The 21,887-nt window shown below is 73.2% G+C and carries 20 protein-coding genes; 5 read left to right on the top strand and 15 right to left on the bottom strand.

What is annotated here, in order from left to right; genetic code table 11:
* Positions 1 to 579, bottom strand: a 579-nt coding sequence (locus ACFFF6_RS10915) for a helix-turn-helix transcriptional regulator (RefSeq protein ID WP_376980586.1), incomplete at its 3' end; no start/stop codon positions are given.
* Between the two features lie 354 nt (positions 580 to 933).
* On the opposite strand from ACFFF6_RS10915, the gene ACFFF6_RS10910 reads away from it, so the two are divergent.
* On the top strand, positions 934 to 2,196 hold the full coding sequence (locus ACFFF6_RS10910) for an alpha-hydroxy acid oxidase (RefSeq protein ID WP_376980584.1): 1,263 nt from the start codon (positions 934 to 936) through the stop codon (positions 2,194 to 2,196).
* Positions 2,197 to 2,347: 151 nt separating this feature from the next.
* On the opposite strand, the gene ACFFF6_RS10905 is transcribed toward ACFFF6_RS10910, so the two are convergent.
* Both ACFFF6_RS10905 and ACFFF6_RS10900 read right to left on the bottom strand, forming a co-directional pair.
* Entirely contained in the window at positions 2,348 to 2,989 is a 642-nt protein-coding gene (locus ACFFF6_RS10905) for a response regulator (protein WP_376980581.1), read from the bottom strand.
* A complete protein-coding gene (locus ACFFF6_RS10900) occupies positions 2,986 to 4,350 on the bottom strand; it encodes a sensor histidine kinase (protein ID WP_376980579.1) in 1,365 nt (454 codons plus the stop codon). Before ACFFF6_RS10900 ends, ACFFF6_RS10905 begins: the two co-directional genes overlap by 4 nt.
* Positions 4,351 to 4,480: 130 nt before the next feature.
* Between ACFFF6_RS10900 and ACFFF6_RS10895 the strand changes: the two genes are divergently transcribed.
* Together ACFFF6_RS10895 and ACFFF6_RS10890 are read left to right on the top strand one after the other, a co-directional pair.
* On the top strand, positions 4,481 to 5,557 hold the full coding sequence (locus ACFFF6_RS10895; protein WP_376980577.1) for an ABC transporter permease: 1,077 nt from the start codon (positions 4,481 to 4,483) through the stop codon (positions 5,555 to 5,557).
* A gap of 1 nt (position 5,558) precedes the next feature.
* Positions 5,559 to 6,320 (top strand): ABC transporter ATP-binding protein, encoded by a 762-nt coding sequence (locus ACFFF6_RS10890; RefSeq protein WP_376980575.1) that lies wholly within the window; start codon positions 5,559 to 5,561, stop codon positions 6,318 to 6,320.
* Between the two features lie 117 nt (positions 6,321 to 6,437).
* Here ACFFF6_RS10890 and ACFFF6_RS10885 read toward each other — a convergent pair whose 3' ends face one another.
* From ACFFF6_RS10885 to ACFFF6_RS10860, 6 genes are all read right to left on the bottom strand, one after another.
* Positions 6,438 to 8,084, bottom strand: a complete 1,647-nt coding sequence (locus ACFFF6_RS10885; protein ID WP_376980573.1) for a cation:proton antiporter — start codon at positions 8,082 to 8,084, stop codon at positions 6,438 to 6,440.
* A gap of 197 nt (positions 8,085 to 8,281) precedes the next feature.
* Complete coding sequence (locus ACFFF6_RS10880; protein ID WP_376980571.1) at positions 8,282 to 10,108, bottom strand: ABC transporter ATP-binding protein; 1,827 nt, start codon at positions 10,106 to 10,108, stop codon at positions 8,282 to 8,284.
* Entirely contained in the window at positions 10,105 to 11,940 is a 1,836-nt protein-coding gene (locus ACFFF6_RS10875) for an ABC transporter ATP-binding protein (protein WP_376980569.1), read from the bottom strand. Before ACFFF6_RS10875 ends, ACFFF6_RS10880 begins: the two co-directional genes overlap by 4 nt.
* A gap of 294 nt (positions 11,941 to 12,234) precedes the next feature.
* On the bottom strand, positions 12,235 to 12,594 hold the full coding sequence (locus ACFFF6_RS10870; protein ID WP_376980567.1) for a hypothetical protein: 360 nt from the start codon (positions 12,592 to 12,594) through the stop codon (positions 12,235 to 12,237).
* A gap of 9 nt (positions 12,595 to 12,603) precedes the next feature.
* Positions 12,604 to 13,332, bottom strand: coding sequence for a Fic family protein (locus tag ACFFF6_RS10865; protein ID WP_376980566.1), 729 nt, complete (start codon positions 13,330 to 13,332; stop codon positions 12,604 to 12,606).
* A gap of 225 nt (positions 13,333 to 13,557) precedes the next feature.
* A complete protein-coding gene (locus ACFFF6_RS10860; protein WP_376980564.1) occupies positions 13,558 to 14,943 on the bottom strand; it encodes an alpha-amylase family glycosyl hydrolase in 1,386 nt (461 codons plus the stop codon).
* 116 nt (positions 14,944 to 15,059) lie between these two features.
* Here ACFFF6_RS10860 and ACFFF6_RS10855 point away from each other — a divergent pair, with 116 nt between their 5' ends.
* On the top strand, positions 15,060 to 15,839 hold the full coding sequence (locus tag ACFFF6_RS10855; RefSeq protein WP_376980562.1) for an alpha/beta hydrolase: 780 nt from the start codon (positions 15,060 to 15,062) through the stop codon (positions 15,837 to 15,839).
* 288 nt (positions 15,840 to 16,127) lie between these two features.
* Positions 16,128 to 17,219, top strand: coding sequence for a 3-deoxy-7-phosphoheptulonate synthase (locus ACFFF6_RS10850; RefSeq protein WP_376980560.1), 1,092 nt, complete (start codon positions 16,128 to 16,130; stop codon positions 17,217 to 17,219).
* A gap of 124 nt (positions 17,220 to 17,343) precedes the next feature.
* On the opposite strand, the gene ACFFF6_RS10845 is transcribed toward ACFFF6_RS10850, so the two are convergent.
* The 6 genes from ACFFF6_RS10845 to dhaK all read right to left on the bottom strand — a co-directional run bounded on the left by ACFFF6_RS10845 (position 17,344) and on the right by dhaK (position 21,842).
* Entirely contained in the window at positions 17,344 to 17,727 is a 384-nt protein-coding gene (locus ACFFF6_RS10845; RefSeq protein WP_376980558.1) for a hypothetical protein, read from the bottom strand.
* Positions 17,724 to 18,872 (bottom strand): serine hydrolase domain-containing protein, encoded by a 1,149-nt coding sequence (locus tag ACFFF6_RS10840; RefSeq protein WP_376980556.1) that lies wholly within the window; start codon positions 18,870 to 18,872, stop codon positions 17,724 to 17,726. Before ACFFF6_RS10840 ends, ACFFF6_RS10845 begins: the two co-directional genes overlap by 4 nt.
* A 10-nt stretch (positions 18,873 to 18,882) precedes the next feature.
* Positions 18,883 to 19,506, bottom strand: coding sequence for an ArsR family transcriptional regulator (locus ACFFF6_RS10835; RefSeq protein ID WP_376980554.1), 624 nt, complete (start codon positions 19,504 to 19,506; stop codon positions 18,883 to 18,885).
* A 220-nt stretch (positions 19,507 to 19,726) separates the two neighbouring features.
* Positions 19,727 to 20,143, bottom strand: coding sequence for a dihydroxyacetone kinase phosphoryl donor subunit DhaM (dhaM, locus tag ACFFF6_RS10830; RefSeq protein ID WP_376980552.1), 417 nt, complete (start codon positions 20,141 to 20,143; stop codon positions 19,727 to 19,729).
* Positions 20,140 to 20,838: a dihydroxyacetone kinase subunit DhaL gene (gene dhaL, locus ACFFF6_RS10825; protein ID WP_376980550.1), complete on the bottom strand. Its 699-nt coding sequence runs from the start codon at positions 20,836 to 20,838 to the stop codon at positions 20,140 to 20,142. The genes dhaM and dhaL overlap by 4 nt, the downstream gene beginning before the upstream one ends.
* Before the next feature lie 5 nt (positions 20,839 to 20,843).
* Positions 20,844 to 21,842: a dihydroxyacetone kinase subunit DhaK gene (dhaK, locus tag ACFFF6_RS10820; RefSeq protein ID WP_376980548.1), complete on the bottom strand. Its 999-nt coding sequence runs from the start codon at positions 21,840 to 21,842 to the stop codon at positions 20,844 to 20,846.
* Between the last annotated feature and the right edge of the window lie 45 nt (positions 21,843 to 21,887).

Genomic DNA, 21,887 nt, shown 5'->3' with positions numbered 1-21,887 from the left:
CGGGGCGGGGGCCGCGGCCTCGTCCGCGGGGCGCTCGGACGCGGCGGCTCCGGGCCGGCGGCCCGCTCGGCGGGCGAGGGTCGTCTCGATGCTCTCGAGCCAGGCCAGCTCCGCCTCGAGCACGGCGAGATGATGGTCCATGACGAGGATGGCCGGCAGGTCCTCGGGCGAGACGCCGCGGCGGGCGCGGGTCGCGTCGTGCAGCGCGGTCATCGCGGCGGTGCGCTGGGCGTCGATGAGCGCCTGCAGGTCCACGCCGGGGACGGCCACGGCCAGGGCGAGCTTGAGCACGAGCTCGTGACGGTCCGGCTGCGGCCGCGTCGAGGTGCTCGCCCACCAGGCGGCGAGCTCGGTCCGGCCCGCGCCAGTGAGGGACCAGGCGCCCTGGGTGCCGTCGTCCCCGGGGGAAGCCTCGCGGGTGACGAGGCCGTCGCGCTCGAGCCGCGACAGCGTCGTGGAGGCCTGGCCGATGTTGAGCGGCCAGATCTGTCCGGTCGAGTCGTCGAAGGACTTCCGCAGCTGGTAGGTGGTCGCCGAGCCTGCGCTGAGCAGGGCGAGCAGGGCGTGCTTGACGGACATGGGCGCCTCGCGATCCGGGGGCATCGAGTAGTTATCGGGTAACGGTTGCTGAGTAACCATAGGTGTTCGGGGGTGCGAGGGCAAGGCTGGGCTCGCGGCGGCGCTCCCGATTCACCCTGCGATCGGCGCGAGGGGTGGGCGCAGGGGTGGCCCGCCCGTCGCGGCTGCGGATCTGAGACATCTGGAGCCCTGAGGCGGATATCGGTCGATATCTCCGCCGGATGGCCGCGTGGCTCCGGAAGTCTTCGATCGGGTGGGCCGGACCATCCGCCAGCTGGTCCGCATGTCGGCTTGAATCGATTCATCTGTAGAGTGGTCGCGTACATCCGCCCGTCCCGTCCTCGAGGAGGACCCGTGGTCACCCGCCAGCTCCCGAAGCCCGCCGAGATCTTCGAGCTCATGAGGTTCAAGAAGCCCTCCCTCGACCTCACCGGGACCCGCCTCGCCGACGCCCAGTCGATCTACGACCTGCGCGCCATCGCCAAGCGCCGCACCCCGAAGGCCGCCTTCGACTACACCGACGGCGCGGCCGAGCGCGAATTCTCCATCCGGCGCGCCCGCGAGGCCTTCGAGGACGTCGAGTTCCACCCCGGCATCCTCACCGATGTCAGCACCGTGGACACGCGGGTGGAGATCCTCGGCGGCACCTCGGCCCTGCCCTTCGGCATCGCGCCCACCGGCTTCACCCGCCTCATGCAGACCGAGGGCGAGACCGCCGGTGCGGGCGCAGCAGCCGCCGCCGGGATCCCCTTCACCCTCTCGACGCTCGGCACCACCAGCATCGAGGGCGTCAAGGCCGCGAACCCCCGCGGCCGCAACTGGTTCCAGCTGTACGTCATGAAGGACCGGTCGATCTCCTACGGCCTCGTCGAACGGGCCGCGCAGGCCGGTTTCGACACGCTCCTGTTCACCGTGGACACGCCCGTCGCCGGCGCCCGTCTGCGCGACAAGCGCAACGGCTTCTCGATCCCGCCGCAGCTCACGCCCGGCACCATCCTCGACGCGCTGCCGCGGCCCTGGTGGTGGATCGACTTCCTCACCACCCCGAAGCTCGAGTTCGCCTCCCTGTCCTCGACCGGCGGCACCGTCGGCGAGCTCCTGGACTCCGCGATGGACCCCAGCATCGACGACGCCGACCTCGCCGAGATCCGTGCCATGTGGCCCGGGAAGCTCGCCGTCAAGGGCGTGCAGACCGTCGAGGACGCCCGCCGACTCGCGGACCTCGGCGTGGACGCGATCGTCCTGTCCAACCACGGCGGCCGCCAGCTGGACCGCGCCCCCGTGCCCTTCCACCTGCTGCCGCACGTCAAGCGTGAGGTCGGCTCCGACACCGAGATCATCGTCGACACCGGCATCATGAACGGCGCGGACATCGTCGCCTCCATGGCGCTGGGCGCGGACTTCACCCTCGTGGGCCGCGCCTACCTGTACGGGCTCATGGCCGGCGGGCGCCGCGGCGTGGACCGCGCCCTCGCGATCCTCGGCGAGGAGATCCGCCGGACGATGAAGCTGCTGCAGGTCCACGACGTCGCTGAGCTCGAGCCCCGCCACGTCACCCAGCTGCGTCGCCTCGAGCCCGTGCCGCTGCCCGGCGCGGAGGCCCGCACCCGGCCCTGAGACGGGAGGCGCCGGCCGCGGCCTCGGCCGCGATTGCGTCCGCGAGTGCCGGGTGGCGAGCCGGATCCGGCACCATCGTGGCGCGCAGACCGGCACCCGCGGGTGCCGTTTCGGGGGCCGGTGCTCGCGGGCGGGGTCCTGCTGGGGCTCCTCAGCGGATGAGGCGGCGCTCGCGGGCGACGCGGAGGGCGGCGGTGCGGCTGTCGACGCCGAGCTTGCCGTACAGGTGCGCCAGATGCGTCTTGACCGTCGACTCCGACAGGAACAGGGCGCGGGCGATCTCCCGGTTGCTGGCCCCCGAGGCGAGGGCCTCGAGGATCTCGGCCTCGCGCGGGGACAGCGCCGTGCGCGGATCGGCGAGACGCCGCACCAGGCGCTGCTGCACCTCCGGGGAGAGGGCGCTGCGCCCCGCGGCGGCTTCGAAGACCGCGGCGATCAGCGCGTCCGTGGGGGAGTCCTTGAGCACGTAGCCCACCGCGCCCGCCTCGAGGGAGCCGACGATGTCCGCCTCCGCGTCGAAGGTCGTCACCGTGAGCACCTGCGTGCTCGGATGCGCCGCCCGCACCCGCCGGGTCGTCTCGATCCCGCCGATGCCCTCCCCCAGCTGCAGGTCCATGAGCACCAGGTCGGGGGCGCCGTCCGGGGAGGAGGCGAGCTCGTCGAGACGGGAGAGGGTCTCCTGCCCGCTTGCCGCCTCCGCGACGACGCGGACCCGGGCATCGGCCTCGAGCAGAGCCCGCATCCCCGTGCGCACCACGGGGTGATCGTCCACCAGCATGATCCGGATGTTCATCCCCGCTCCCGTCCCATCCGTCCCCGGGGCCCGGCCGGCGCCCAGGGCCCCGTCGACTCCCGGGGCCCCATCGCCTCCCGGGGCGCCGCCGCGTCGCTGACACCCGCTGCGGCCCCCGGCAGAACGATGCCCACGCGGGTGCCCTCCCCGGGCGCGGCATCGATCGTCATCTCCCCGTCCGCGGCGGCCACGCGGCGCCGCAGCAGGGCCAGCCCGTCTCCGCCCTCGGCCCGCCGCGGCGGCGGGGACGAGGCGTCGAAGCCGCGGCCGTCATCGGCTACGTCCAGGCTCACCCGGTCCGGCCACCAGGCCGCCGTGATCACGCAGCGCCGCGCCTGCGCGTGCTGGAGCACGTTCGCGACGAGGGACCGCGCCGCGAGCTCGAGCGTCTCGACCTGCTCCGGCGGCACCTCCCCGACGGCGGCGTCGATCCGCAGCTCGCAGCGGGGTGCGCCCTCGAGCAGCTCCGCCCGCCGGATCACCCGCCGCAGGGCCTGCTCGAGGGAGGCGCCTGCCGGGGGATCGGACAGGTCCCGCACCAGGCGGCGGGCATCGGCGAGATTCTCCCGCGCCGTCTCCTCGATGCGGGAGAACGCGCGCGCGGCCTCCGGGTGCCGCGCCTGTGCGCCGCGGCTGAGCAGCACGATCGAGTTCAGGCCCTGCGCGAGCGTGTCATGGATGTCCTGCGCGAGACGCTCCCGCTCCTCCGCCACGCCCTTTCCGCGCTCGGACTCCGCGAGCTCCGCCTGCGCCTCCTGCAGCTCCGCGACCAGCACCCGGCTGCGCCGCGCCTCCTTCTCCAGCATCCCGTAGACGCCGTGGGCGATCAGCGAGAACGCCGCGCCGACCAGCGGGCCCAGCACCTCGCCGACCCCCAGCTCCGCCTGGTCCCCGCGCAGCAGCGGCGTGAGGATCGCCCAGACCGCGACCGCGGCCAGCATCAGCGAGCCCGCCGGAGCGCGCAGAGCGAACAGCGCGAGGAAGAACAGCGGGAAGGCGAGCCAGACGAAGGACGCCGAGACCAGGCACGCCGCCGCCCACGCGAGGGCGATGGCGAGCACCCAGGGGCCGCTCGGCAGCAGCAGCGCGAGCGGGGAACGGGATCGGCCCTCCGCCGAGTCCTCCGATCCGCCGCGCGCTGCGCGCAGGGCCCGCCACGATCCCGCCGCATACAGCGCGAGGATCAGCGCCGCCGCCCCGATCGTCGCCGCGACCGAGGAGCCGTCCGACGCGGTCGCCCGCGTGACGGCGAGCACGGGCAGCAGCACGAACGCTCCATGCATCGCCCAGCGCAGGGACATGGCCAGTGCCCGCGGCCCCGGATCGGCGTCCGGCGGGAAGGGCGGGCGTGCGGGGTGCATCCCGCCACTGTAGAGGCGTGCCGGCGTGCCGGGCATCGTCCGAAAGGACCGTCCGGGATGGTCCGTGCGGTCCGGGAGCCGGTCCGGCGGGGCCGATGCGTCCCGTGCCCGTCCGCGATGCCATGGAGCCATGTTCGTCGCACTTCGAGACATCGTCCGCGCCAAGGGCCGCTTCGCCCTCATGATCGGGGTGATCGCCCTGCTCACCCTGCTGCTGGTGCTGCTGACCGGGCTCACCCGGGGCCTCGCCCACCAGAACATCTCCGCGATCTCGGGCCTGCCGGCGGATCGGATCGTCCTCGCCCCCACCCTGGGCGAGGACGTGTCCTGGTCCGATTCCCAGATCGACGCCGCCCAGGCCGCTGCGATCGCCGCCGTCCCCGGGATCGCCTCGGAACCCCTCTCCGTCGCCCAGATGCGCATCGAGGCAGGTGGATCCGTCACCTCCCTCGCCGTGCTCGGGATCGAGCCGGGCGGCGAGGTCGCCCGCGGCCTCGCGGCCGTGCCCGCGGCCGGGCAGGTCGTGCTGCCCGCCGACACCGCGACCGACCTGGGCGTCCGTGCGGGGGACACGGTCACCATGAACGGGCAGGACCTGACCGTCGCCGGCACCGCGCCCGTGGACTGGTACTCGCACTCCCCGGTCGGCTACGTCGTGCAGGATACCTTCGCGGACCTCGCCCACCAGGCGGAGGGCGCCGCCGGGTCCGCCCTCCTGCTGCGCGGGGACGAGGCGGCGCTGCAGGCCGCCGCTGCGACCGCCGCGGACACCGGCACCCGCGCCCTCACCGTCCGCGCATCTCTCGCGGGCCTGCCGTCCTATTCCTCGGAGAACGGCTCCCTCAGCCTCATCCAGGCCTTCCTGTACGGGATCTCCGCCCTGGTCACCATCGCGTTCCTGTCCGTGTGGACGATCCAGCGCACCCGCGACCTCGCGGTGCTGCGCGCCCTCGGAGCGAGCTCCCGCTACGTCCTCGCCGACACCGTCGGCCAGGCCGCCGTGCTGCTCGGCGCGGGCGTCCTGCTGGGCGGGGTCCTCGGCGGCGGCGGAGGGGCCGCGCTCGCCGCGGTCGCGCCCTTCGACGTCTCCGCCCTCACCGTCGCCGGGCCCGTCGTCGGCGTCCTTGCGATCGGCCTGATCGGCTCCCTCGCGGCGACCGCCCGCGTCACCCGCATCGACCCTCTCCTCGCCCTCGGAGGCAACTGACATGACCAGCACGCGCACCGCCGCCGCCCCCGCGCCCGCCGATTCCCGTCCCCCGGGCGAGGTCCTCCGCCTGGACGGGGTGCGGGTCACCTACCCCGACGGCCGCGAGGCCGACGGCACGCCCCGCACCGCCACCGTCCTGGACGCGGCGAGCGCGGACATCGGCCGCGGCGAGCTCGCCGCGGTGCTGGGCCCCTCCGGGTCCGGGAAGTCGACGCTGCTGAGCGTCGCCGCCGGCCTCGTCGTCCCCGATGCCGGCACGGTCCGCGTCGACGGCAGAGAGCTGACGGGCCTGCCCGAGGCGGAGCGGACGCGTCTGCGCCGGGAGACGATCGGCATCGTCTTCCAGCAGCCGAACCTGCTGCCGTCCCTGCGCGTCGCCGAGCAGTTGCTGGTCACCGCGCATCTCGCGGGCGTGCGGGGACGTGCGCTGCGGGCACAGCGCGAGGGTGCCGCGGAGATGCTGGAGCGCGTGGGGATGGGCGCCTACGCCCGGCGTCTCCCGCACGAGCTGTCCGGCGGGCAGCGCCAGCGCGTGAACATCGCTCGTGCCCTGGTCGCGAGACCGGCGGTGCTGCTGGTGGATGAGCCCACCAGCGCTCTGGACCGCGAGCGCTCCCGCGCCGTCGTCGACCTCCTGCTCGCCGTCACCCGGGAGCTGCGGGTCGCGACGGTCATGGTCACTCACGACACGGAGTTCGCGGAGGACGCCGACCAGGTGATCCGCCTCCGCGACGGGCGGATCCAGGAGGCCATGGAATGAACAGCGCCGGAAGCGTCCTGTCGTCCGGGCGGGATGGCACGGCGCGACGTGCCGGTCCCTGCCCGCGAAGGACGGGTGATTCCGGCCTGCCGCCCAGCGCGCACGGCCCGTCCGTCCTCAGTGCTTCCGCGCCCGGGTCCGCGGCGCCGCGGCCATGATCTGCAGGTCCAGCTGCCGCAGCACGTGGTCGGCGGCCTCGGGGTCGATGCCCGGCTCGGAGCGGGCCGCGAGGATCTCCGTGCGCGCCGCGTCCAGGCCCACGGTCTGCGCGACGACCATGAGCTCGCGGCCCCTAGCGATCTTCTTCCGGGCCGCGGCCTGCTTCCGGGCGGCCTCCGGATCGACCGGCTGCCCCTCCGCATCGACGGCGATCATCGCCTGCGTCGAGGTGTCCAGCTCCTTGCGCAGCCCCTGGAAGCGCTTCTTGAGCAGACGGATCTGGTCCTCGGACAGCTCCCCGGACTCCCCGAATCGCTCCCGGATCGCGTCCATCGAGGCGGCCCGCGCCCGCTCGGTCAGCTCGTGGATCTCCGCCGCGGTGACCGAGCCGTCGTCCTGCAGGCCCAGCAGGCGCAGCAGGGCGCCGACCGCGAGGCCCGTGGGCACGAGGGTCGCCAGCAGCGCCGCGCAGGCCAGCACGATCACCAGCCCCCGATGCTCCACGATCGCCCCGCTCGTCTCCGTCGCCGGGACCGACAGCGCGAGCGCGAGGGTCGCGAGCCCTCGCATCCCGCACCAGGTCAGGACGACGCTCTCGCGCCAGTCGCGCGGGATCGGATCGGAGCGGCGGGTCGCGGCGGCGAGCACCGTCATCCCCAGGAACCGCACGAGGATCACGACGATGCACACGACGACCGCGGGGATCACGTAGTCCAGGACCGCGGGCCCCTCCTCGAGCATCACCGAGCGCAGCTCGATGCCCATCAGCCCGAAGGCCAGACCGGTCAGCCCCAGGTTCACGACGTCCCAGAACGCCGTGCGGGTGATGCGGGCCTCGCCGTCGGCCACCCGGGCGTTCCGGTTGGTCTCGAGCGCGGTGACGACGACGGCGATGACGCCGGAGGCGTGCACCTCCTCGGCGAGGATGTAGGCGGCGAAGGGCGCGACGACGCTGATGACCGTGCGCGCCCCGATCGAGGTGACCGCCCGGTCCGCGACCCGGTACAGGAATCCGACGAGGAAGCCGATCCCGACCGCGAGCGCGGCACCGCCGACGAAGCTCAGCACGATCCCCGGGCCGATGGACGGCTCATGCGCGAGCACCGCCGCAAGGGCCGTCTGGAACAGGACGATCGCGACCGCATCGTTGAACAGGCCCTCCGTCTGCAGGACCGTGAGCAGGCGTCGCGGCATCTTCGCCGGCCCCGCGACCGACTCGACCGCGACGGGGTCCGGCGGGGCGACCATGGCGCCCAGCATGATCGCGAGCGGCAGCCCGATCCCGGGCACGATCCACAGGACGGTCCCGGCGACCGCGGCCGCCGTCACCGCCGTCAGTCCCACCGCGAGCAGCAGCAGCGTCCGCCAGCGGGTGCGGAACACCGACCAGCTCGAGGTGCGCGCCGCCTGGAACAGCAGCGGCGGGAGGAAGAGGGGGAGGATCAGCTCGTCGTCGATCGCGATGTCCGGCACCCAGGGGAGCCAGGCGATCCCCGCCGTCGCGGCGAGCATGAGGATCGGGTACGGCAGCTTGAAGCGCTCGCCGAGCGCCACGCACGCGGCGGTCACGGCCAGCAGCCCGACGACGATGACGATGGTCTCCACGGACCGATGCTACCGGCGGGGGAAGGGGCCGATGCGCGGGCCGCGGCAGCAGCGGATCCGCCACCCGTGGGAATGAGCCTGTTGCCGCCCCGCTCCTGCGCCCGGAGATATGACGATGGCGAACCAGAATCCGCGGATCCTGGTTCGCCATCGTCATATCTCGGCTGGCACGGCTCGCGGCCGCCGCCGCGCGGCGGTCAGAGGGAGTCCTGCCAGGCCTGGTAGAGGGCGGCGAAGCGGCCGCCGGCGGCCACCAGCTCGGCGGGTGAGCCGTCCTCGACGACCTCGCCGCCGTGGACCACGAGCACCCGGTCGGCGATCATGACCGTCGACAGGCGGTGGGCGATGATGAACGCCGTCCGCTGTCCCAGCAGCTTCGTGAGGCCCTCCTGGACCATCCGCTCCGAGGGGATGTCCAGAGAGCTGGTGGCCTCGTCGAGGATGAGCACCTTCGGGTCGGCGAGGAACGCGCGCGCGAAGGAGATCAGCTGCCGCTGGCCTGCGGAGACGCGCCCACCTCGCTTGTTCACATCGGTGTCGTAGCCGTAGGGGAGCGCCTCGATGAAGGAGTCCGCGCCGATCGCCCGGGCGGCGGCCTCGATCTCCTCGCGGGGTGCGCCGGGGCGGCCCAGCTCGATGTTGTCCGCCACGGTGCCGGAGAACAGGTACGCCTCCTGCGTGACCATGACGATGTTGCGTGTCAGGTCCGCCATGGAGATGTCGCGCAGGTCCACGCCGTCGAGCGTCACCTGTCCCTCGGTCGCGTCGTAGAAGCGGGAGATGAGCTTCGCGACCGTGGACTTGCCCGCGCCCGTCTGCCCCACGAGCGCGACCGTCTGCCCGGCGGGGATGTGCAGGCTCATCGGCTTCAGGACGAGGGGTCCCTCGGCGGTGTAGCGGAAGGACACGTCCTCGAAGTCGACCTGGCCGGTGGAGTCCGGCATCGGCACGGGGCGCGGGGACTCCTTGACGGCCGGCTGCTCGGCCAGCAGCTGCGCGATCTTCTCGAGCGCGGAGACGCCCGACTGGAAGGAGTTGTAGAAGTTCGCGAGCTCGTCGATCGGCTGGAAGAAGCGCCGCGCATACAGCACGAGCGCGATCAGGGCGCCGACCGCGAGGTCTCCCGACAGCACGCGCACGCCGCCGACCAGCAGCACCACGGCGACCGTCGCATTGGCGAGGATCCGCAGAGCCGGCTGGTAGATGCCGAACACGTTGATGGAGCGCAGGGAGGCGTCGCGGTAGTCCTGGGCGAGCCGGTCGAAGCGGTCCTGGTCGCGGTCCTCCTTGCGGAAGGCCTTGACCGCACGGATCCCGGCCATCGCCTCGACGAAGTGGACGATCAGCCGCGCCGAGTGGGTGCGGATCGCCCGGTACTCCTCCCGCGAGCGCCTCTGGAACCAGATGGTCAGCAGCACCCCGGGGATCAGCATGAGGAGCATGACCGCGCCGGTCACCCAGTCCATGCTGACCAGCAGCACGACGGTGAAGATCATCGACAAGGAGGAGCCGAAGATGATGTTCACGCCGAAGTCGAGCACCTCGCGCAGCGCCTCCATGTCGGAGGTCTGGCGCGAGACGATGCGCCCGGAGGTGTACCGCTCATGGAACTCGAGGTCCTGCTTCTGCGTGAAGCGGAAGACCTTCCGGCGCAGGGCGAGCAGCATCCGCTGCCCCACGACGGTGCCCTGGCGGACGTAGCCGAAGGTCAGCACGCCGCCGACGATCGCGGCCGAGATGTGCAGCGCCGCCGCCTGGATCGCGGGCATCGGATCGCCCTCGAGCAGGGCCGGCAGGCCGTGGTCGATGCCCCAGGCGATGATCGTGGGGCCGGCGACGACCGCCGCCTGCGCGACGATCACCATGAGCCCCATCAGCAGGAACTGCATCTTCACGGGGGACAGGAGCTCGCGCAGCAGGCCGAGGGAGCGGCGCCGGGCCGCCCGGTTCTCCTCCGCGGACAGGGTGCGCTGCTCGGCGTCCTCCTCGCGCTCGGCGGGCTCGCTCGCAGGTGCCTGGTTCATCGGACCTCCTCCCCGGCCTTGCGGATCGCGCTCAGCTCGAGCTCCCCGGTGAGGGTCTCGATGTCGCGGTCGCGACGGGCCTCCTCGGCCTGGTTGGCGATGACGTAGCGGTAGCGGGAGGAGCTCGCCATGAGCTCCTGGTGGGTGCCCACCGCGGTGATGCGGCCGCCGTCGATGAGGGCGACGCGGTCCGCGAGCGCGACCGTCGAGGTGCGGTGCGCGACGATCAGCGTCGTCGTGCCGGACAGCACCGAGCGCAGACGCTCGGTCACCCGCTCCTCCGTCTTGGTGTCCAGGGCGGACAGCGGGTCGTCCAGCAGCAGCACCGCCGGCTGGGCGGCGATCGCGCGGGCGAGGGCCAGGCGCTGGCGCTGCCCGCCGGAGAGGCTCATGCCCTCCTCGCCGATGCGCGTGTCCACGCCCAGCGGCAGGTCATGGGCGAAGCCCGCATCGGCCGTCTCGAGGGCCAGCTGGAGCAGGGCCTCGGCCTCCTCGGGCGACAGGGACTGGTCCGCGCCGATCAGCACGTTCGAGCGCACCGAGTCGGAGAAGAGCGTCGCGTCCTCGAAGGCGACCGCGGTGAGGGTGCGCAGGTCCGTGAGGGACATGTCGCGCACGTCGATCCCGTCGATCGTGATGCGGCCCTGCGTCGTGTCGTACAGGCGCGGGATGAGCTGCAGGAGCGTGGACTTGCCGCTGCCGGTCACACCGACCAGCGCCATCGTCTCGCCGGGGCGGACATGCAGGTCCACCCCGTCGATCACATCGCCCACGTGGGCGGGGGCGTCGGCGAAGCGGAAGTGGGCGCCGGTGAGGCGGATCTCGCCGCGAGCGGCCCCGGGCGTGAGAGCCGTCGGCGCCTCCGGCGAGGTGATGGTGTTCTCCTCGTCCATCACCTCGTAGTGGCGGTCCAGCGCGGTCATCGTGTTCACCGCCTGGCCCAGCAGGTTCCCGAGCTGACGGACAGGTCCGATGACCAGGGTGGCGGTCGCGAAGTACGAGGCCAGCTGTCCGGTGTTCATGTTGCCCTCGGCGGTCTGGAACAGCCCCACCAGGAGGGCGGTGCCGAGGGCGAGCTCCGGCAGCATGAACATGAACATGTCGAAGCGGGCCATCGAGGTGGCCTTGCGGACCTCGGTGCGGCGCAGCTCGTCGGCCTGCTCGGTGAAGCCCTCGAGGGCCGTGGGGCCGCGGCCGAAGGCCTTGAGCACGCGGATGCCCTGCACGGACTGCTCGATGGTGGTGGCGAGGTCGCCGTTCTGGTCCTGGGAGAGGCGGGACAGGGTCGCGTAGCGGCGGTTGAACCCGTAGGCGATGATCGTCACGGGGATCGCCGCGACGAGGAAGATCAGCGCGAGCAGCACGCTCGAGCGGAAGAGCAGGACGAGTCCCACGGCGATGGTCACGGCGTTGGTGACCACCATGATCATGCCGAAGGCGATCCACCGGCGGATCAGGGAGATGTCGCTCATCATGCGCGAGAGCAGCTGGCCGGAGCCCCACGCGTCGTGGAAGGCGACCGGCATGTGCTGGACCTTGCGGTAGAAGTCGACGCGGATGCCCTTCTCGACCGAGGTCGAGGGGGCGACGGCGAAGGTGCGGCGCAGGTAGATGAGGGCGGCCTCGACGAGGCCGAGCCCGAGGGCGATCGCCGCGCCGGTCCACACGGCGGCGGCGGTCGGCGAGACGTCGAGGCGGTTCACCACCATCTCGAGCACCTGCGGGATCAGGAGGGCGACGAGGGAGGCGACGAGGGCGCTGAGCAGGCCCAGGAAGAGACGGAATCGGATGGGGCGGACCGTGTGCCACAGACGGGCGAGGGTCGCAATCATGGAGGGAGACCTCGATCGAGGAAGCGCGAAGTGCGCGAAGGGTGGGGTTTTCGGTGTGGTCCGCCACGCAGACCCTGGGAGCCAGCCTAGTGCGAAGGTCCGACGTCTGAAAGAGTCCTGACAGGATTTCTGCACACGATGCAGACTTCTCCGGAGCCGGGATCCGTCGGGAGGCGAGCTCCCCGAGGGGATGCGTGAAGGGCGGAGGGTGCCGGGAGGCCGAACGGTCTTCCGCGACCGCTGCGGCGGGCAGGACGAGGCGCGCAGGATCCCGCGGACGCGGGACTGCGAGGATCAGGGCTGCGGGTTCTCCGGGAACCAGTCCTGCTCTGCGGCATCGCAGAGCACGGCGGCGGCGCCGGTCGCGACCGCGGCGACGGTCAGCACGGCCGGCCAGGAGCCGATCTTCTTGGCGAGCGGATGCGACAGGCCGAAGCCCAGCACATAGGTCGCCCCGAGCACGGCGGTGGTCGCCGGACCGCGCCGGGCCAGCCAGGTGCGGCCCGCGTAGATCCCGGCGGCTGCGAGCACGACGCCGCCCAGCGGACGGATCCCCGTCTCCCGCGCGGTGAGCCAGCCTCCGACCAGTCCGACGGCGACGACGGGGGCGGTGGCGACGGTCCGGGCGGGCTTCAGGGTCATCGCGGTGCTCATGGGACGAGCCTACGCTCCTCGGGGTGCCCGATGTGAAGCGCTTCCCACGGGGCGGGACGGCGGATCCTGGAGGATCGCGGGGGCCATGCCCAGCGCGTCGAGCTCGGCGAAGACGAAGGGGGTCAGGTCGTTCGGCGAGAGGCGGACACGGTACACGCGTCCGCCCTCGTGGACCCGTTCGATGAGACGCCGGTCCAGGAGGCCGGCGATGAGGCGGGAGCGTCCGGACGGATCCATGCCGATGGCTCCGGCGAGGTCGCCGGCCTTGAAGGCCGTGCCGTCTGCGACTCTGGTCAGGGCGCGGGCGGCGACGTCGTCGAGCATCGCGGACCGCCGTGCACGATCGACGGCGCGGGCTACCAGATCCTCCAGGGCCCCAGCCCGCGTGAGCCGATGCATGGCGTCCATGTCGCGCTGCAGCCCGCCGAGGACGAAGTCGACCCACTCCACGAGCCCATCGTCCTCCAGCGAGTCCGCTGCTGCGAGGCGTGCGTAGTACTGCTCCCTGTCGGCTCCGAAGACCGTCGTCGGGTTCACGGTCTGGTACTCGATATCCGGGGCGAAGCCGTAGGAGCGGATCATCGCGTACGAGAACAGGCGCGCGACGCGCCCGTTGCCGTTCGTGAACGGGTGGATCCAGACGAAGCGGTGATGGGCGACCGCCATGCGGGTCAGCTGCATGTGGGGGGCTGTCCGCTGGTTCGCGAAATCCAGGAGATCGCTCATCTGCGCGTGCACGGTCGACGCGAGGGGTCCTCGAGGCGCAGGATCTCCTGCACGATGCGTGCGGAGACGATGCTCGACATGAGTCGGTGCAGCTCGCCCCGGGATTTGTCGAGGGCTACCGTGAGTCTTGCATCATCTCCCGCGAATCCGCAGGTCACGTGGTCACCAGAGGAATCGTCGAGCGTGCATGATTTGCGGCTTGCGGCCGACGCACGTGCACAGGGCGGTGCCGCGCCGTCAGCGCAGCACGGCCGCACCGTGGGCGGGGACCGTCCCGGGGGCGGGGGCGGGGAGCCCGTCGATGATGGCCGCCCCGGAGAGGACCTCGACCACCTCGCCCGCAGCGGGTGCGTCCTCCTCTCCCAGGTTCAGGGCGAGCGTGAGCGGCGGGATCGGCAGCCGTGCGGAGGGGGAGAGCACGATCTCCGCGTAGGTGCTGGTCAGCGTCTCCTCGCGCACCTCGATCCGGGCATCGGCCAGCCAGGGCTCCCGGCGGCGCAGGGCGAGCATCCGCCGATGCGCCTCGAGGATCCGCGGAGCCGCGGCCTCCTTCAGCAGCGCGAGGGTGGTCGGCGCATCCGCCGGGTCGTCGGGGAAGACCGGACGCACCGCGTCGTCGCCGCCCGCCCGCTGCTCCTTCACGCCCACGGCGCCCAGCTCGTCCCCCGCGTAGACGGCCGGGATCCCCGGCAGCAGCGCGAGCAGGCAGATCGCGGCGGCGAGGTCGCGGCTGTCCGGGAGCTGCGAGGCGATCCGGGTCGTGTCGTGGTTGCCGAGGAAGATGAGCGGGAACCGGCCACCGGCCTGCTCCCGGAAGGCCTGGTGGCGTCCCAGCGCATGCGCGAGCTCGAAGAGGTTGTGGTCGTGCAGCGAGGACCAGATCCCCTTCCACAGCTCGTACTGGGTGACGGAATCGGCGCCCGATGCCGCTGCGAAGGCCGGGTAGTCCCCGTGGATCACCTCGCCCAGGATCCACGCCTCCGGATGCCGGTCGCGCAGTCGGGCGAGGATCGGCGCCCATGCCTGCGGGCCCGCCGCGTACATGGCATCCAGCCGCCACCCGTCCGCCCCGCGCTGCAGCCAGGAGCTCATCACCTCGAGCACGGCCTCCTGGACGCCCTCGTCGGCGAGGTCCATCTCGACCAGGTCGGCATTGCCCTCGAAGCCGTAGGGGTGCTCGCCCGCCCAGCGGATCCGGCCGCCCTCGACCGTGCCGGGGCCTGCGGCGACGGCGGCACGCGCGACCGCATGATGCTCGCTGACGTGGTTGAACACGCCGTCCAGCACGATCCGGATGCCTCGCTCATGGCAGGCGGTCACGAGCGCCTGGAAGTCGTGCTGGTCCCCCAGCCGCGGGTCCACGCGCTGATGATCGAGGGTGTCGTAGCCGTGGCTGACCGAATCCGCGATGGGGTTCAGGATCAGCACGTTCGCGCCCAGGGAGACCAGGTGGTCGAGCCAGCCCATGAGCCGACCCAGCCGGTGGACGACGTTCTCCCCCGCACCCTCCCCGTAGGACTGGCCCACGAGGTCCTCCCGGCGCCGCGGCGCCCCGCAGAATCCGAGCGGGTAGACCTGCCAGCAGATCGCGTCCCGCACCCATGCCGGTGTGCTCGCCCTCATGGGCCCATCGTAGGCGGGCCTGGTCCCGCCCGGGTCCGATGCGGTTCAATGTCAGCGGCGGCATCGCTGCCGCCTGCTCGTGCTCCGCCCCGCCGCCCCGTCTTCTGGAGGCCCCCGTGATCCGCCTGCGCACCGACTTCTTCGCCGAATCCCTCGGGATGGGCACCAGCATGAACGTCCTCATGCCGCAGGCTGCGGCCGGGATCGGGATGGTCGGCGGGGGCCCGGACACAGGGCCGGGCGACGGCGTGCCCGTCCTGTACCTGCTGCACGGGCTCAGCGACGACTGCACCATCTGGGAGCGGCGCACCGCGATCGAGCGGTATGCGAGCGAGAAGGGCATCGCGGTCGTCATGCCGGAGGTGCGCCGCTCCTTCTACTGCGACGAGGTCTACGGCGAGGCGTACTGGACGTTCATCTCCGAAGAGCTTCCCCAGCTGCTCGCGCGCACCTTCCGCGTGTCCACGGCCCGCGAGGACACCTTCGTCGCAGGTCTGTCGATGGGCGGCTTCGGCGCCTTCAAGCTCGCGCTGAACCGGCCGGATCGCTTCGCCGCCGCGGCCAGCCTCTCCGGAGCGGTGGACATGCTGGGCGACCGGATCTTCGAGGCCGAGGATCCTCTGGCCCAGCGGATCTGGGGCGGCCGCGAGCTCGCCGGAACCGCCGATGACCTGGTGGGCCTGGTCCGCGCCGCGGATCCGCGGACCCTCCCGCAGCTGTTCCTGGACTGCGGCACCGAGGACTTCCTCGTGAACCAGAACCGGGCCTTCCTGGCCGCGGCGGAGGAGTCGGGCGTGGCCGTGACGTCCCGCCTGCGCCCCGGCGACCACGCCTGGGAGTTCTGGGACACGGGCATCCAGGACGTCCTGGACTGGCTGCCGATCCGCACCGCCTGAGCGGGCCCCGCAGGTCCGGTGCGCGAGCGCCTGCTCACGGGCCGGGGGCGCGCGGACGGCTCATGAGGCGGCGCTCGCGGACGGGACGCGGGGGCGGCTGCGGGCCTGTGCTATCTTCTGCGGCATGATCACCCGTCGATATGCGTATGACTGCTCGGCTCTGGAGGGGCCGCTGCGGGCATAGGCGCACGTCGACTTCCAGAGCCAGAGGGCAGAGCGAGAGCTCTGCCCTTCGCCGTTCCCGGCGGGCTCTGCACAGGGGTCCGCCTCCCCCGAAGGAGCAGACCCATGACCGCCATCGCCCCCGAATCCTTGCTCGGCACCACTGCTGACCTGCATGTCTCCTCGTTCACGCGGCTGCCGAGCCCTGCGGACGTGCACGCCGAGCTCCCTGCCGAACCGACCGACGCGGCTCTCGTCCGCCGCAGCCGCGCCGAGGTCCGCGCCGTCCTCGACGGGCGCGACGACCGCCTGCTGGTCATCGTCGGCCCCTGCTCGATCCACGATCCCGATGCGGCCCTCGACTACGCCCGTCACCTGCTGGGCGAGGCGATCCGCCATCGCGGGGACCTGCTGGTGGTCATGCGCGCCTACTTCGAGAAGCCCCGCACGACCATCGGCTGGAAGGGGCTCATCAACGATCCGCACCTCGACGGCAGCCATGACATCGCCACGGGTCTGCGCCGGGCCCGCGCGCTGCTGCGCGACGTCGTCGGGATGGGTCTGCCGTGCGCGACCGAGTTCCTCGAGCCCATCAGCCCCCAGTACATCGCGGACCTCGTGACCTGGGGCGCGATCGGTGCCCGTACCGCGGAGAGCCAGATCCACCGCCAGCTCGCCTCGGGGCTCTCGATGCCCATCGGGATCAAGAACGGCACCGACGGCTCGCTGCAGGTCGCCCTCGACGCGGCATCCGCGGCGCGGCAGGCGCAGGCCTTCCTCGGCATCGGCGCGGACGGCCGGGCGAGCCTGGTCGCCTCGACGGGGAACCCCGATGTCGGCGTGATCCTGCGCGGCGGCGCCGACGGCCCCAACCACGGACCCGCCCCGGTCGCCGGCGCCGCGGCCCGCCTCGCCGCCGCCGGGCTGCCCCCGCGGCTGATCATCGACGCGAGCCACGACAACAGCGGCAAGGATCATGTGCGCCAGGCCGTCGTCGCCGAGGAGATCGCACAGCAGGTGGCGGATGGCTCGGCGGCGATCGCGGGGGTCATGCTCGAGAGCAACCTCGTCGCCGGTGCGCAGCGCCTCGACGTCGCGGCCGGGCCCGCGGGCCTCGTCCGGGGGCAGAGCGTGACGGACGCCTGCATGGGCTGGGAGGCGAGCGTCCGGGCCCTCGACACGCTCGCCGCCGCGGTCCGAGCACGGCGCGGCTCCTGAGGTGAGGCCGGAGCGGACGGGGCGTGGCCTCTGAGGCGCGGCGGGAGCAGGAGGGAGCAGAGCGGCGTCCCGCGTGCCCCTGCGCATGCGGGATGCCGCTCTGCGCCCGTCCGCTCCCGGGCCCTCAGCCGGCCAGCAGCGCGAGCACGAGGACCCCTGCCCACAGGAGGGCCTCGAGCACGAGCGTCGGTCGGCTCGGGGGTCGCATCCTGATGGCGCCCGGGCCGGCCGCCGCCGCGGGGGCGGCCGTGGGCGCGCCCGCGGACAGGCTGCGCCGCAGGGACGCACCGAGGCCCAGCAGCGTGAGGACGAGCACCGCCCACCAGGCGAGTCCCCACCAGCCCGGAAGGCCGATCACTCCGCCGACGACCAGCAGCAGGAAGCCGGAGCTGAGCGCCTCGGACAGCAGGCGCAGCGGATGCGCGGGCCCGCGCATCTGCCGGATCGCCGGGACGGCCGCGCTGACCAGCAGCAGGAGCGGGATGCCCAGGGAGACCACGGTGCTCACGCCGCCACCGCCCCGGTGAGGACGCCGGCCGCGAGCTCGTCGAGGCTGCGGGCCGTGTCGGAGAGCAGCACGACGCCGCGGCCGGTCTCCGGCAGCCAGCCGCAGAAGGAGGAGAAGCCGCCGGTCATGCCGTTGTGCCAGATCATCTCGCCGGCCCCGTCGGGGAGCGGGGAGCGCACCCAGACGACCGCGGTCGAGGACCCGCCCTCCTCGGCGGGGGTCGAGATCGGGTCGAGCCCCGCGGCTCCCGGGTTGGTGCCGGAGACCATGGACTCGAGCCATCGGCCCATGTCCGCGATGGTCGACCGCATCCCGCCGGCGGGGGCGAAGCCGTCCATCGCCCAGGGCTGGGCGGGCAGGCCTGCCGCCGTCCGCCCGCGCGGCGCATCGGCGGGGAGCTGTGCGGCGGTGACCGGGGCACTGCTCGCGGAGAGCCTCAGCGGGGCGAGGAGACGCGCATCCAGCAGCTCCTGCCAGGTCGTCCCGGCCGCCCGGGCGAGGAGCTGCCCCAGCAGCGCGACCCCGAGGTTCGAGTAGGCCTCCTCGCCGCGGCCCGACGGCTCCGCGGTGAGCGCGGCATCGACGACGTCCTGCGGGGACCAGCCGCGGTAGGGGTCCCTGCGCAGGAGGTTCGCGCCGATCGAGGGGAGCGTCATGGCCGCGGGCAGGCGCGGCAGCCCCGAGGTGTGGGAGGCGAGCTCGTCCAGGCGCACGTCCGCGATCGGCGAGCCCTCCGCCTGCGTGCCCAGCACCTCCGCCACGGTCGAGCCGAGCGTCAGCTCGCCTCGGGCCGCGCCCTCCATGAGCAGGGCCCCCGTGAAGGTCTTGGTGAGCGATCCGATCTCGAACGCGGTGTTCTCGTCCGCGCCGAACCCGGCGGTACGGTGCGTGCCGTCCGCCTCGCGCAGCACGGCCGCGACCCGCCGATGCTCGCGGAGATGCGGGGCGAGGGCGGTGCCGAGCTCGGCATCGCCCCCGGCCTCCCGCAGCCAGCCGGGGCGGGGGGCGGCCACGGCCGCGGTCAGCCCCAGCACGCCGATCCCCGCGAGCGCCGCGGTGATCGCGGCGCGTCGGGAGGGCGGGCGGACAGGTGCTCCGGGCGGGGGAGCGGCGGTGATCGGGTCATCCGGTGCGTCAGCGGCCACGGCGGTCTCCTCAGGCGTCCTCGAGGGCGGTGATGATCGCGAGCAGGGGGATCACGCGGCGCGGCGGGATGGTCCAGCGTCCGCGCTGCGGGCTGCTCGCCCAGCCGGCGCCCTGCAGCTGATGCAGGTGGTGGTAGGCGATGCCGGTCGAGGCGAGCTCCAGCTCGTCGACGAGCTGCGCGACCGTGCGCTCGCCGTCCAGGAGCAGGCGCAGGATCGCCAGGCGCAGCGGATGGCCGAGCGCGCCGATCGGCTCGGCCCGCTCCGCCCAGTCCGCGCGCAGCAGGTCTTCGGTGGTCCGTCCCCACTGGTACTCGACCTGGCCGAGCCCCACCGCGACCGTCCCGGCGTAGACGACCGCACCGGGCGGCGGCGCCTGGCGGCGCAGCTCGGTGATCGCCCACAGCTCCGGGGGGAGGTCGGGGAGGGCGGCGGCGGGACCGGCTGTCGTGGGGCCGGAGGCGGCGGGCGCGGCTGCGGTGGCCGGGGCCGCGGGTTCCGTCGCCGGATCGGTCAGCGCCGCGAGCTGCTGCTGCACGGCCGCGAGCGCCTCCTCCACCCTGCCCAGGCGTTCCGCGAGCTGCTCGGCTCCGCCCGGCTCCGGCGGGGTCCCGTCCCGGTGGGGCGTCTGCATGACCCGTCCCTCCTCCATAGTCCGATGCTACGGATCTACGAAATACCGTAACAAAGGGTGAGAGGGAGCGGGATCCGACCTTCGTCGGAGATGCGCGGGTCGGAGCGGGACATCGCCCGCCGTCCCCGCCCGCGCGGGAAGCCCGGCCCGCCCCCGGCGGCCGGGGAGCCCCGCGGACGGCGGGCGCCCGGGAGCCCCCGGGGCCGGGAGGCGCGGCGGCTCAGATGCCCAGCTGAAGGCGTTTGGCCTCGACCGCGATCTCCGCCTGGCCGGCGACCTCGTCGGCGTCCGCTCCCGCGGCGGCCGCGACGACGGCGCCCACCATCCCCTCGACCAGCGGCGCGCAGCTGAGGTGCACGCGGCCGGCGAGGTCCGGGTCGAGGAACTCGAGGGCCGTCTGCGCGGACAGGACCGCGGAGCCGAGGTCCATGAGCACGACGACGCCCTGCGCATCGGCGACCTCGTCGATCGCCCCGGCGATCGCCGCCGCATCCGTGCCGATCGCGACCGCGCCCTCGTCCTCGATGCCGGCGGCGATCGCGAGGGGCGGTGCCCCGTCGCGGACCATCTCGAGGGCCAGGTCCACCGCGGCGTGGGCGAGCGGCCGGGAATGGGAGACGACGACGATGCCGGTCATGCGAGGACCTCCCGCAGCGCCTGCCACAGGATGGCGGTCGAGGCGGCGCCCGGGTCGATGTGCCCGATCGAGCGCTCGCCCAGGTAGGAGGCACGGCCCTTCGAGGCCTGCAGCGGCTCGGTCGCATCGCGGCCCTCCGCGGCGGCCCGTGCGCCGGCGTCGACCGCGGCGGCGAGGGCGCGGCGCCCGGTGACGAGAGCATCGGTCCCCTCGGCCGGGGAGGCGGGGCTCTCGAGGTCGTCGAGCTCCTCGCGGTAGGCCTCGAGCGCGGGCAGCCAGGCGTCCAGCATCGTCTTCTCCCCGGCGACGGCCCTGCCGCGCTGCGCGATGCCCTCGACCCCGGCTTCGAGGGCCGCGAGCAGGGCATCGGCCCCGAGCTCCGTCTCCCCGGCCTGCGAGGTGCCCAGACGCAGGAAGAACGTGCCGTACAGGGGCCCGGAGGCGCCGCCCACGCTCGAGACGAGGGTCATGCCGACCTTCTTCATGAGCGCGGCGACGTCGGGGAACTCGCCGGCGTCCAGGGCCGCCTCGACGGCTGCGAAGCCGCGGCGCATGTTCGAGCCGTGATCGGCGTCGCCGATCGCGGCGTCCAGCTCGTTCAGGTGCCCGCTCGCCTCGGCGAGCAGGGTGCTCGCGCGGCGCAGCCAGGTCCCGAGCTCGGCGAGGGTCAGGTTCTGGGAGGTCGGATGCGTCATCGCGCTCACCGCCCCTTCCGCAGCGCCGGGGTGTGCACGGGCGCGTCCCAGAGCCGGGTCAGCTCCTCGTCCAGCCGCAGCAGGGTGAGGGAGGCCCCGGCCATGTCCAGGCTCGTGATCCAGTTGCCGACCAGGTGCCGGGAGACCTCGATGCCGTGCTCGGCGAGGATCTCCTGCGCATCGGCGAGCAGGATGTACAGCTCGAGCAGGGGCGTGCCACCCAGCCCGTTGACCAGCAGCAGGGCAGGGCCCTCGCCCGGCAGCTCGGCGAGGATCGGCTCGAGCATGGTGCGGGCGAGCTCCTTCGCGGGGGCGATCTTCTCGCGGCGTCGTCCCGGCTCGCCGTGGATGCCCACGCCGATCTCGACCTCGTCCTCGCCCAGCTCGAAGGAGGGCTTCCCGTTCGCGGGGACGGTCGCGCTGGTCAGGGCGACTCCCAGGGAGCGGGAGCCGTCGCTGACGCGCTGCGCGAGGGCGGTCACGGCCGCGAGGTCCCGGCCCTCCTCGGCGGCGGCGCCCGCGATCTTCTCGACGAGGATCGTGCCGCCGACGCCGCGGCGCCCCGCCGTGTAGGTGGAGTCCTCGACGGCGACGTCGTCCTGCGTGAGGACGGAGGTGACCTGCGTGCCGGATTCCGCCTCCGCGAGCTCCGCCGCCATCTCGAAGTTCATGACGTCGCCGGTGTAGTTCTTGACGATCTGCAGGACCCCGGCGCCCCGGTCGACCCGCGTGATCGCGGCGGCGATCTGATCGGGCACGGGAGAGGTGAAGACCTCGCCGGCGCAGGCGGCGTCCAGCATGCCGTGGCCGACGAAGCCGCCGTGCAGGGGCTCGTGCCCGCTGCCGCCGCCGGAGATGATCGCGACCTTCCCGTCGTCCTTGGGGCGGGCGCGCAGCACGATCCGGTGCTCGAGATCCACGTGCAGGGTGTCGGGGTGGGCGAGGGACATGCCGCGCAGGGCGTCGACGACGACGTCGTCGACCGCGTCGATGATCTTCTTCATGCCCCCGACGCTACCCCTCCGCGTGAGCCGCGTCACCGGTTCGCG

Source organism: Brachybacterium hainanense, from assembly GCF_042434575.1.
Taxonomy (GTDB): Bacteria; Actinomycetota; Actinomycetes; order Actinomycetales; family Dermabacteraceae; genus Brachybacterium; species Brachybacterium hainanense.
The sequence above is the reverse complement of the archived record's forward strand: the minus strand, read 5'-3'. Positions and strand labels throughout refer to the sequence as shown.

What these genes read in the sequence shown, in the direction of transcription:
- dhaM (WP_376980552.1), bottom strand. Translation starts at nt 20,143, where the DNA reads ATGACCGGCATCGTCGTCGTCTCCCATTCCCGGCCGCTCGCCCACGCC.
- ACFFF6_RS10835 (WP_376980554.1), bottom strand. Translation starts at nt 19,506, where the DNA reads ATGCAGACGCCCCACCGGGACGGGACCCCGCCGGAGCCGGGCGGAGCC.
- ACFFF6_RS10880 (WP_376980571.1), bottom strand. Translation starts at nt 10,108, where the DNA reads ATGAACCAGGCACCTGCGAGCGAGCCCGCCGAGCGCGAGGAGGACGCC.
- ACFFF6_RS10875 (WP_376980569.1), bottom strand. Translation starts at nt 11,940, where the DNA reads ATGATTGCGACCCTCGCCCGTCTGTGGCACACGGTCCGCCCCATCCGA.
- ACFFF6_RS10850 (WP_376980560.1), top strand. Translation starts at nt 16,128, where the DNA reads ATGACCGCCATCGCCCCCGAATCCTTGCTCGGCACCACTGCTGACCTG.
- ACFFF6_RS10900 (WP_376980579.1), bottom strand. Translation starts at nt 4,350, where the DNA reads ATGCACCCCGCACGCCCGCCCTTCCCGCCGGACGCCGATCCGGGGCCG.
- dhaL (WP_376980550.1), bottom strand. Translation starts at nt 20,838, where the DNA reads ATGACGCATCCGACCTCCCAGAACCTGACCCTCGCCGAGCTCGGGACC.
- ACFFF6_RS10870 (WP_376980567.1), bottom strand. Translation starts at nt 12,594, where the DNA reads ATGAGCACCGCGATGACCCTGAAGCCCGCCCGGACCGTCGCCACCGCC.
- ACFFF6_RS10890 (WP_376980575.1), top strand. Translation starts at nt 5,559, where the DNA reads ATGACCAGCACGCGCACCGCCGCCGCCCCCGCGCCCGCCGATTCCCGT.
- ACFFF6_RS10895 (WP_376980577.1), top strand. Translation starts at nt 4,481, where the DNA reads ATGTTCGTCGCACTTCGAGACATCGTCCGCGCCAAGGGCCGCTTCGCC.
- ACFFF6_RS10860 (WP_376980564.1), bottom strand. Translation starts at nt 14,943, where the DNA reads ATGAGGGCGAGCACACCGGCATGGGTGCGGGACGCGATCTGCTGGCAG.
- ACFFF6_RS10905 (WP_376980581.1), bottom strand. Translation starts at nt 2,989, where the DNA reads ATGAACATCCGGATCATGCTGGTGGACGATCACCCCGTGGTGCGCACG.
- dhaK (WP_376980548.1), bottom strand. Translation starts at nt 21,842, where the DNA reads ATGAAGAAGATCATCGACGCGGTCGACGACGTCGTCGTCGACGCCCTG.